9 protein-coding genes are annotated in these 8,308 nt (G+C 49.9%); 2 read left to right on the top strand and 7 right to left on the bottom strand.

Translation table 11 applies throughout. The annotated features are described in order from the left end of the window. Window positions 1-211, top strand: a 211-nt coding sequence (locus Q0257_RS12200; protein ID WP_298025154.1) for a hypothetical protein, incomplete at its 5' end; no start/stop codon positions are given. Between the two features lie 196 nt (window positions 212-407). Here Q0257_RS12200 and Q0257_RS12195 read toward each other — a convergent pair. The 3 genes from Q0257_RS12195 to Q0257_RS12185 all read right to left on the bottom strand — a co-directional run bounded on the left by Q0257_RS12195 (window position 408) and on the right by Q0257_RS12185 (window position 4,071). Beyond that, complete coding sequence (locus tag Q0257_RS12195; protein WP_298025152.1) at window positions 408-1,058, bottom strand: thiol:disulfide interchange protein DsbA/DsbL; 651 nt, start codon at window positions 1,056-1,058, stop codon at window positions 408-410. 257 nt (window positions 1,059-1,315) lie between these two features. Continuing rightward, a complete protein-coding gene (locus Q0257_RS12190; RefSeq protein WP_298025151.1) occupies window positions 1,316-2,170 on the bottom strand; it encodes an aldo/keto reductase in 855 nt (284 codons plus the stop codon). A 128-nt stretch (window positions 2,171-2,298) separates the two neighbouring features. After that, complete coding sequence (locus Q0257_RS12185) at window positions 2,299-4,071, bottom strand: aryl-sulfate sulfotransferase (protein ID WP_298025149.1); 1,773 nt, start codon at window positions 4,069-4,071, stop codon at window positions 2,299-2,301. A 313-nt stretch (window positions 4,072-4,384) separates the two neighbouring features. Between Q0257_RS12185 and Q0257_RS12180 the strand changes: the two genes are divergently transcribed. Next, window positions 4,385-5,362, top strand: coding sequence for a hypothetical protein (locus Q0257_RS12180; protein WP_298025148.1), 978 nt, complete (start codon window positions 4,385-4,387; stop codon window positions 5,360-5,362). A gap of 95 nt (window positions 5,363-5,457) precedes the next feature. On the opposite strand, the gene Q0257_RS12175 is transcribed toward Q0257_RS12180, so the two are convergent. The 4 genes from Q0257_RS12175 to Q0257_RS12160 form a co-directional block, all read right to left on the bottom strand. Further along, window positions 5,458-6,300: an arginase family protein gene (locus tag Q0257_RS12175; protein WP_298025147.1), complete on the bottom strand. Its 843-nt coding sequence runs from the start codon at window positions 6,298-6,300 to the stop codon at window positions 5,458-5,460. Continuing rightward, entirely contained in the window at window positions 6,297-6,533 is a 237-nt protein-coding gene (locus Q0257_RS12170) for a hypothetical protein (protein ID WP_298025145.1), read from the bottom strand. The genes Q0257_RS12175 and Q0257_RS12170 overlap by 4 nt, the downstream gene beginning before the upstream one ends. A 134-nt stretch (window positions 6,534-6,667) precedes the next feature. Continuing rightward, a complete protein-coding gene (locus Q0257_RS12165; protein ID WP_298025143.1) occupies window positions 6,668-7,426 on the bottom strand; it encodes an SDR family NAD(P)-dependent oxidoreductase in 759 nt (252 codons plus the stop codon). A 110-nt stretch (window positions 7,427-7,536) separates the two neighbouring features. Next, window positions 7,537-8,019, bottom strand: a complete 483-nt coding sequence (locus Q0257_RS12160) for a flavin reductase family protein (RefSeq protein WP_298025141.1) — start codon at window positions 8,017-8,019, stop codon at window positions 7,537-7,539. Window positions 8,020-8,308 lie beyond the last annotated feature (289 nt).

Here is an 8,308-nt window from a genome sequence, read left to right as displayed (position 1 = left end):
TTTTAAGTCTGCGGCAGACTACTTGTCTAGCCTTGACTTAAAATTTCTGCACAACATTCAAATCCATCTCAAAATACTTCGCCTTCATTTTTTATACTCAAATTTGAATCGCCGAAATATGTATCTTGAAAATGTCAAATCTGTTACGGACGACCAAGTCCCGCTGCCTCGTCTGACGCAAAAATACTTCGCCTTGAAATTTTACATTTAAATTTAAAGTCAAATTTTTAAATTTTGGCTCAAACCTTACCCGCCGAGACCCGCGCTTTGAAAACATAAAATTTAGTCGCTATCATGCCGCAGGGCTTAGCGATAAAATTTACTAGAAGCCTACCGCTGCGGCTAAATTTAACGCTGCGCATAAAACAAAGTTTGCTTTGGCGCGACTAAATTTAACGCGACAAGACCTATTTCGCCAGCAGCTCTTTTACCGCGGCAGCCATTTCATCGACGGAGCCGAACGAAGCCGTGTTTAAGAGATACTTGCCACTCACGACGAACGCTGGCACGCCTGAAATCACCGCGACCTCGTAGCCCGCGTCCCACTGCGCGAGCAGAGCCTGCGCCTTTTTGCTGGCAAGCGCCGCTTCGTATTCGCTCATGCTCACGCCGGCGGTATCTAGCGCGGTTTTGATGAACCTTTGTTTATCACTGCCGCCGCCAAAATCGTCCTTTTTGTCGTGGATCGCTTTGTAAATCGCGAATTTCGCCTTTCTAAATTTCGACTCGTCGCTTAGTAGGCTCACATCGTCCTTTTCATCAAGCACGATGAGGGCTGCGAATATACCGCTCGCCGTCTGTCCGAACACACCCTTGGTCTTTAGATGCCACGGCAAAAACTCCGTCCCCTCAAGCTTCTTCATCAGCTGCGGCGTGACCGTCCTATCAAACGCATAGCAGTGCGGGCACTCGTAGTTAAAAATTTTGACGACGCTGTTTTTCGGCACGTTTAGCGGCTTTTGCAACACTTGATAATTAACGCCCTCCTCTAGCGCGTTTGCGCCGGTGCCGAGCAAGCAAACGGCGGCTAAAATTCTTAAAAATTTAGCGATTTTCATAAAATTCCTTTGCGGTAAATTTCAAAGATTGTATAAAAGAAAGGGTAAATTTGAGATTAAAGCGGACAAAGGCAAGGCGGCTTCCCACAGAAAAATATATAAAAAAGCAGGCTACGCCATCACGCCGCTTGAGCGAGCAGGCTAATTTATCGCCACAAGCTCTATCTCTGATCTCGCTCAAGCTCAAATTTAATAGCAAGGATTGCACGCTCGCGGCTTAATTTTAAAGCATGCAATCCGCTTTAATTCAATAAATTTTACTTATCAAAAGCATGTATTATCCATTTTACGCGCTCGGCGTCTCTATGATCAAAAAATAGCGTCTTGCCTGTATCCAGCGCAGCGATCGCAGCCATATCATCAGGCGCAAGCGCAAAATCAAAAATATCGAAATTTTGCTTCATTCGCTCTATTTTTACACTCTTTGGAATGACGACGATGCCGCGCTGAATTAACCAGCGCAAAATAACCTGAGCTGAGCTTTTGCCGTATTTTTCACCGATACTGCTTAGCACGGCGTTTTTAAATATATCGTTTTTACCCTCGGCAAAGCTAGCCCACGATTCAAATGCTATGCCGTAATCCTCAAGCGTACGCTTTAACGCTTCACGCTGATAAAACGGATGACACTCAAGCTGATTTACCGCAGGGATGACGCCGCTGTTTTCGCACAGATCGACGATCCGATCAGCGTAGAAGTTGCTAACGCCGATAGAGCGAACAAGGCCCTCATCGCGCAAACGTTTCATCGCTCGCCACGAGCCGTAAATATCGCCATATGGCTGATGAATGAGATAAAGGTCGAGGTAGTCAAGCCCTAGCTTTTTCATCGACGCATCGAATGCCTTTAGCGCGCGCTCCTCACCTGCGTCGCTGATCCAAAGCTTAGTAGTGATAAACAGCTCCTCGCGCTTTAACCCGCCTGCAAGAGTCGTCTTAATTGCTGCACCAACGCCCTCTTCGTTTTGATAAGCCTGCGCGGTATCAATGCTGCGGTAGCCGACCGAGATCGCATCCTCGACGCATCTTTGAGCCTCTTTCGGATCTACCTGAAATACGCCAAATCCTAAAATCGGCATCTTATTGCCGTCGTTTAAGGTTAAATACTGCATTTTTGCTCCTTTGCTAAAAAATTCATCTTATATAAAAATTTAAAATTTCGCGCTTAAGTCGTAAAATTCTATCCGCACCAAAGCGACAGGTGGAATTTAAAAGCCAAATTCCAACCTATCGCGAAATTTTAATAATCAAAGATATTCGGATCGATCACCATCGCGCGGTAAGCTACGTCGTCTCTAGACGCAGACTCTACGTCCATCTCAAATTTAACGTCGTTTGTTTTCGGATCGATCTCCACGAGCACCATTTTGATCGTCTTATCGGGCTTTAGCAGATAGACGTTCGAACTTGAGATGAAGTAGGTGCTTTTATCCTTTTGCCACTCCACGTTGCTCGTAACCGCGCTATAGAAGTCAAATCCGCGCTCCTTGCCAAACTCCCACGTCTGTTCTACCGTGCCCTTTTTCTCGTCGATCTTGTACTCGACCGCGCGAGAGTATTTTTGCTCTTTTAGCGCAGGCTGCTCCATGCCGCGACCGTCGCCGTTGTCAAATACGCTGATGTGCTTTATACTGCCCTTGTTGTCGTAGCGCGGAGTTAGCCACGCGGTGTGCTGCGTCCACGACCAGTCGAAATCGCCCTCGCATTTTGAGTTTTCGCACTTGATTTTGTTACCGTTTTTATCCACAGGCACTAGCACTTTTTCTTTAAAGTCCGCGCTCCAGCCCTCAGGCGATGCGAGGATCCATTTTACCTTTTTGTCGCGACCGATCTTAACTATGCCTTGGTGGCGAAGCGAAAGGATGATGCCATCGTCGCTAGGGTCATATGAGATGGAATTTACGTGCGCCCAGTTGCGTCCCGTGCCGGTCGAGGTCACGTCGCCGAATGGCAGATCGTCGCTGATTTTGATCTCTTTGGCGTCCATGTCGATATTTAGGCACACGGCGCGAGCGTCAAGAGCCTTGATGAGGTTGCTGCGGTAGACGTTTTTGCCGAAAATTTCATTCAGATCCCACTCGTCCACGACCTTGCCGCTGCCATCCACTTCGATGATGTGATCTCTGATCGTGTGCGAAATTCTGCCGTCAGGATGATGGTAGTTGTACTTACCGACGCGAAGCAGCAGATGATCGCCTTTTAGCGGCATCACCTCGTGGCTAAGGTCGATGTAGCCGCGCGGCAGCTCGCGATTATACACCTCCTTGCCCATCATATCGTAGCGCATATATCGCTGCGCCATGCCCCAGCTCAGATCGCCGTTTGGCAGCTGGTGAAAGCCCATCATCATGCCGCCGTCCATCACTCTGCGCTCGCTGCGGTCGTAAAATTTCTGATAGTCCAGATACCATCTGACCTCGCCCTGCGTATCGACGACGAAATTTTCTGTAAAGTCGTTCCAGCTAGCCGCACCGCCGTTTTTCCAATCAAGCGGCTTATAAACGCTCGTGATGGTGTTGTTGATGAGATAGAGCCTGTTTTTAAACGCAGGATCGACCTTTTTAACCTTCATCTTTTGCATATGGCTAAATCTATAATCGCGGCTATACGTTACGATCGGCTGAGCATAAATTTTATACTTTTCGACCTTCTTTTCGCCGTTAAAAACGTAACTCACCTCAACCTCGTTTAGATAGTCCGGATATAGCCCCCAGATCGGCACGCCGTCGTGCGTCAGCAGCGCATGCTCGGAGACGTTATAGGCGATGTCGATACCGCCGTTCGGTTTTCCTAGCACCCGCACGTGGATATCTTTGATATCCTTGCCCGCCCTATCGATGACGGCCGTTAGAGGCGCCACGTCGTATGGGTTGATAAACACCGAGCCAAGCTCGCCTTGGGTTTTTACCTGATGCGCCAAAACGCCCGCACTCGCCGTCTGCGGCACCGCTATAAACGCGCCGCTTGCCAAGGCCGTAGCCAAAACGATAGAACCGAAAAAATTCTTACGCATATTCGCTCCTTTTGGGTAAATTTATTGAATTTTACTACGCAAAAATCGCTTCAAAATCGCGCCCGCATAAAGACTTGCTTAAACGGCCAACCCTGGCGCTTTAATTCTTTTAGCCATTATATCGCAATTTCGCGGCAGGACGAAATTTCGCGAGCCCGTGTGCAAGCGAAAAAATCTGCTGCGCGGCGACTTGCGGCAAAATTTCACGCTACGGCGCGGGCGAGGTGCAAAGATCGGCTCCAAATTTCACCGCTTAATCCGTTTTTACTCGCACGTCTGCTAAAATTCGTCGAATTTAATCAAAGGGCGGTAGATGAACAAAGAGAAATTTGAAACGCTAAATCCTAGCGAAAAGCAAAATTTGATGCTTAAAATTTCAGCCGCGCATCCGCAGTTTAAATTTTTAAATTTGGCTACGTTTAGGTGCGGCGGCGAGGGCTTCGAGACGGGCATTTTTGATTTTAAGGGGAGCGAATTCGTTTTTATTCCAAGCGGTGAGCCCGTGCTCGGATGGGATGATTTCGCCGCTTTGGATGAAATTTCGGCGGCAAAAATCAAAGAGCAGTGCGAGTTTTGCGGTAGCGAGCAGAGCCTACGCGAATACGTTGCGCAGCAGACCTCGCCGCTTCACCGCGCTAAAATTTCCGCGATGCTAGCCGAGCGCAGGGCGAGCGAGCTTAGCTGGTTCGAGGCCGGCGCGGACGATGAGAGGCTTAAGGCTTACGAGCGCGATATAGAGCGGTTTTTGCGCGGCGAATACAAAAGCTCCTCGGTGCTAATCCTTAGCGGCGCGCTAAAGCTGGTCCGCGAAGAGGGCAAAATTCGAGCGTTTTTGTTTAGAGACGTGACGCACGAGGAGCTTGAGGCGAGCTTGCAAAAGGACGGATTTAGCCTGCCTAGCGAGGATGAGTGGGAGTATCTGGCGGGATGCGGGGCGCGCACGCTTTGGCGTTTCGGCGACGAACCCGATCCAAGCGAAGTCGCCCTGCCGCACGCGCAGCAACCCAAGAGCCCGAAATTTTCGCTATTTGAGCCAAATTTATTCGGGCTGTTTATCGCTTACGATCCCTACGCCGTGGAGATCGTTAGCGCGCCGGCATATTTTAAAGGAGGAGACGGCGGGTGCGCGTTTTGCGGCGGTGCGTCCTTATTTGAGAGCCTGCTAAGCGTCTCGCCATTTTACGCTATGGATGAGGCGATGCGGCAGGATCATTTGGATTTTCTTAGCGGCGGCGAGCTAGACAACGCGATTTATAGGCGCATCTTTAGGCTAAAGCGCGAGCTGTTTTAGCCCGCCTAATACGGCCGCTAGGGCCTGCCTCGGCCAAATTTGGGTTTAAATTTGACGACAAATCTACGCAAAAGCCGTTCAAATCGAGCTCTGCGTTACTTAAATATATCCATAACCTCAAGCGCCCCTCGCAGCTTAAACTCATCAAAGGGCAGATACTCCGCGATGCTAAGCCCGCTCACGTCGCAGCTTTGATTGATGAGGCGCAGGATTTCTTTTAGCTCGCTCATTTTCATCCTGCCGCCTCCGTCGCCTGCGAGTTCGGGGTTTGCGAAGTATGTCGAGTGAAAAAACGCAGCGTCCAAAACGGTGGTATCAAGATGGATTAAAACGCGTTTAAATTTAGTGCAAAAAGCCGCTATCTCGGCGTGCGGGATAAAATTTTTATCTTGGATTTTAAATTTAACGCCGAGCTTGTTTAGATATCTTTCTTGATAGTCGTGAAGTCCTTGAAGGCCTACGTAGAGCAGATTTTGCGGCTCAAACGCTCCATTTTTCATAAGCGCCCTTAGTCCTGCGTCGCCCTGCCCTAGTAGCGTGCCGAGCACCATAGCGTGGGCATACGCGTAGCCGTCTTGCGGCGTAGAGACGTCCGGGTGCGCGTCCAGCCAAATGATGCCAGTATCGCCGTATTTGCCGTGTAGATAATCAAAAGGCGCGAGCGAAACGATGCAGTTGCCGCCTATCGTGATGATTTTGTCGGGGTTTTCGCACTCTATCAAATTTAGCGCGTTTTTCACGCCCGCTTCGACCCCATCTCTGGCGTAGATGCCGTCTTTTACGGCTTTTTTCCCATCGTTTGGAGCAGAAATCGGCACCTTGATAAGAGGCTGATCGTCGTTCGGCGGTACGATGAGGGAGAGTAGCTGCGCGCCGAAATAATACTCCTCAAGCCCGCCGCTTAGAAAATCCGGATAAAGAAGCCTAATCGTTTTCATATTTTCCTTCCGCGTTTTAAAATTTGCGAGCCGCCTTGCGAAACCGTACCGTCGCAGGAGCAGGCTAAATTTGACCGCGAAGCGCTGCTAAATTTGAACTCGTCAAGGCCAAATTTAAAGCCGCCCCACCTTCCTAAGCCGAGGTGAACGCGAGAAAGCGAAACGCAAAGCTCGCGTACCAGCTCCCTGCCCACGACGCCCGTAGCGCCCAGCACCAAGGCGGATTTTCCCATTTTCGCTCCTTGAATTTCTTTAAATTTTACCGCGCTTTGAGGTCAAATTTAGCTCAGGCGCTGCGATACGCGAAATTTTATACCGCGTATCGTCTGCGCGGCACGGCTCGTCGCGCGACGCATAAATGCATAAATTAGCGTTTGCCTGCATAGTCAAATCGCGCAGCTTGTAAGCTAAACTCGAAGTTGTTTCGGTCAACCGCGCCCACGCACGCGTCGCTATCATAAAGCGCGAGCAGAAATTCCGCCATCTCCTCGCTTGAATGATGGCGCTTAAAAGCCGCGTCGTAGTCGTAGCCCGCGTCATCCGTCGCCACGGGACCGAATTCCGTCCTAGTCGCGGCGGGCGCTAGAACTTTGGCCTGCATTTTGGCGTCTTTATCCTGTGCTAGCTCGCGGTGCAAGCCCTCGGTAAAGGCGCTTACGAAAAACTTGCTCGCGCAGTAGGTGACGGCGTTTGGCACCATGCTGTAGCCGCCCGCGGAGGAGATATTGATGAGCTGAGAGGGCTTATACTTGTAATCGCGCACGAAGAGGTGGCTTAGCAGCGTGAGCGAAATGACGTTGAGACGTAGCATCTGCGAGACTTTGGATAGATCGCGCTCGCCGACTGCACCGTAATCTCCAAAGCCCGCGTTGTTTATGAGCGCCTTTAGCTCATAGCTTTTTAGCTCGTCCCAAAGCGTCAGGACGTTTTCACTGCGCGCAAGGTCGCAAATTTTAATCACGACGTCCGATTTGGGCGCGATCTGCGCGATCTCGTCCTTTAAATTTTGTAGTAGCTCCGCTCTGCGCGCGATTAGGATCAAATTTTCTCCGCGCCTCGCAAACGCCTTTGCCGCGGCTGCTCCGATACCCGAACTTGAGCCGGTGATGACGATATATTTTTTCATTTTCTATCCTTTTTTGGATTTTTCAGTTTGAAATTTTACTAAAACCAGCCACGTATTCACGTGCGCTTTCATCTTAAATTTACAAATTTGCCAGCATTTTGCGGGGCGGTTTATTCGTCGCTTATCGGCGTGCGCTTGGTATCTACCGCTTTGCCATCCAGATAATACCGACCGCCGGCGACGTAGTGAAGTGTTTTTAGCTCGTCAGGGATCTTTTCAAACAACCAGTGCCCGCCGTCAAAGATCCGCTCGTCCGCATACGCCGCGACAACCTCGCCGATGAAAAGATCATAACTCTGCTCGTTGTGAGGCTCGGGGATACGCCTACAAACGAGCCATGCGGCGCAGCCCGCGATCAGAGGTACGCGGGAGTCATCTTGATAGAAAATTTCCACGTTTTTCATCTTGTCGGCGTTATCAAAGCGCGAGTTATTTTCGGCGCCCAGCTCGCTAACCAGCTCCGCCTGCGCTGCCGTGGGGATCTGCACGGCGAAATACCCGCTCTTTTCGATTAGCGTCCTCGTGTACGAGCCGTTGTGTGGCACGATGGTAACCTTGTCATAATCAAGCGCCTGCGCCCACGTTATCGCCATCGCATTGACGTCGCCATCGTATTTGGCCGATACGAGCGTGGTCGCGCCCGGATTTGGGATATGATTTTCGTAGATCGACTTTTATGACCTCAATTTTTGCTCCTTTGATTAAATTTCATCGGCAGCAGATGCCGCAAATAACCAAATGCTTGGTATTAACTTACACTTAAATTTAAGCCTTAGACTCTACTAGTTCGGCTAAACCTTGGCACGCTTGGATTAAATTTCTCCGTGGCGCGCGAAATTTGGCGAGTTTAAAATTTCACCCGCTATTTTCTGCGGATCTTAT

This window comes from uncultured Campylobacter sp., assembly GCF_938018035.1.
GTDB lineage: Bacteria > Campylobacterota > Campylobacteria > Campylobacterales > Campylobacteraceae > Campylobacter_B.
Note: the sequence above shows the minus strand (reverse complement) of the source record. Positions and strands in the feature narration are given on the sequence as shown.

Excerpts from the sequence above, each read along its gene's own strand:
- Q0257_RS12195 (WP_298025152.1), bottom strand. The coding sequence starts at position 1,058 with ATGAAAATCGCTAAATTTTTAAGAATTTTAGCCGCCGTTTGCTTGCTC.
- Q0257_RS12190 (WP_298025151.1), bottom strand. The coding sequence starts at position 2,170 with ATGCAGTATTTAACCTTAAACGACGGCAATAAGATGCCGATTTTAGGA.
- Q0257_RS12185 (WP_298025149.1), bottom strand. The coding sequence starts at position 4,071 with ATGCGTAAGAATTTTTTCGGTTCTATCGTTTTGGCTACGGCCTTGGCA.
- Q0257_RS12180 (WP_298025148.1), top strand. The coding sequence starts at position 4,385 with ATGAACAAAGAGAAATTTGAAACGCTAAATCCTAGCGAAAAGCAAAAT.
- Q0257_RS12175 (WP_298025147.1), bottom strand. The coding sequence starts at position 6,300 with ATGAAAACGATTAGGCTTCTTTATCCGGATTTTCTAAGCGGCGGGCTT.
- Q0257_RS12170 (WP_298025145.1), bottom strand. The coding sequence starts at position 6,533 with ATGGGAAAATCCGCCTTGGTGCTGGGCGCTACGGGCGTCGTGGGCAGG.
- Q0257_RS12165 (WP_298025143.1), bottom strand. The coding sequence starts at position 7,426 with ATGAAAAAATATATCGTCATCACCGGCTCAAGTTCGGGTATCGGAGCA.
- Q0257_RS12160 (WP_298025141.1), bottom strand. The coding sequence starts at position 8,019 with ATGGCGATAACGTGGGCGCAGGCGCTTGATTATGACAAGGTTACCATC.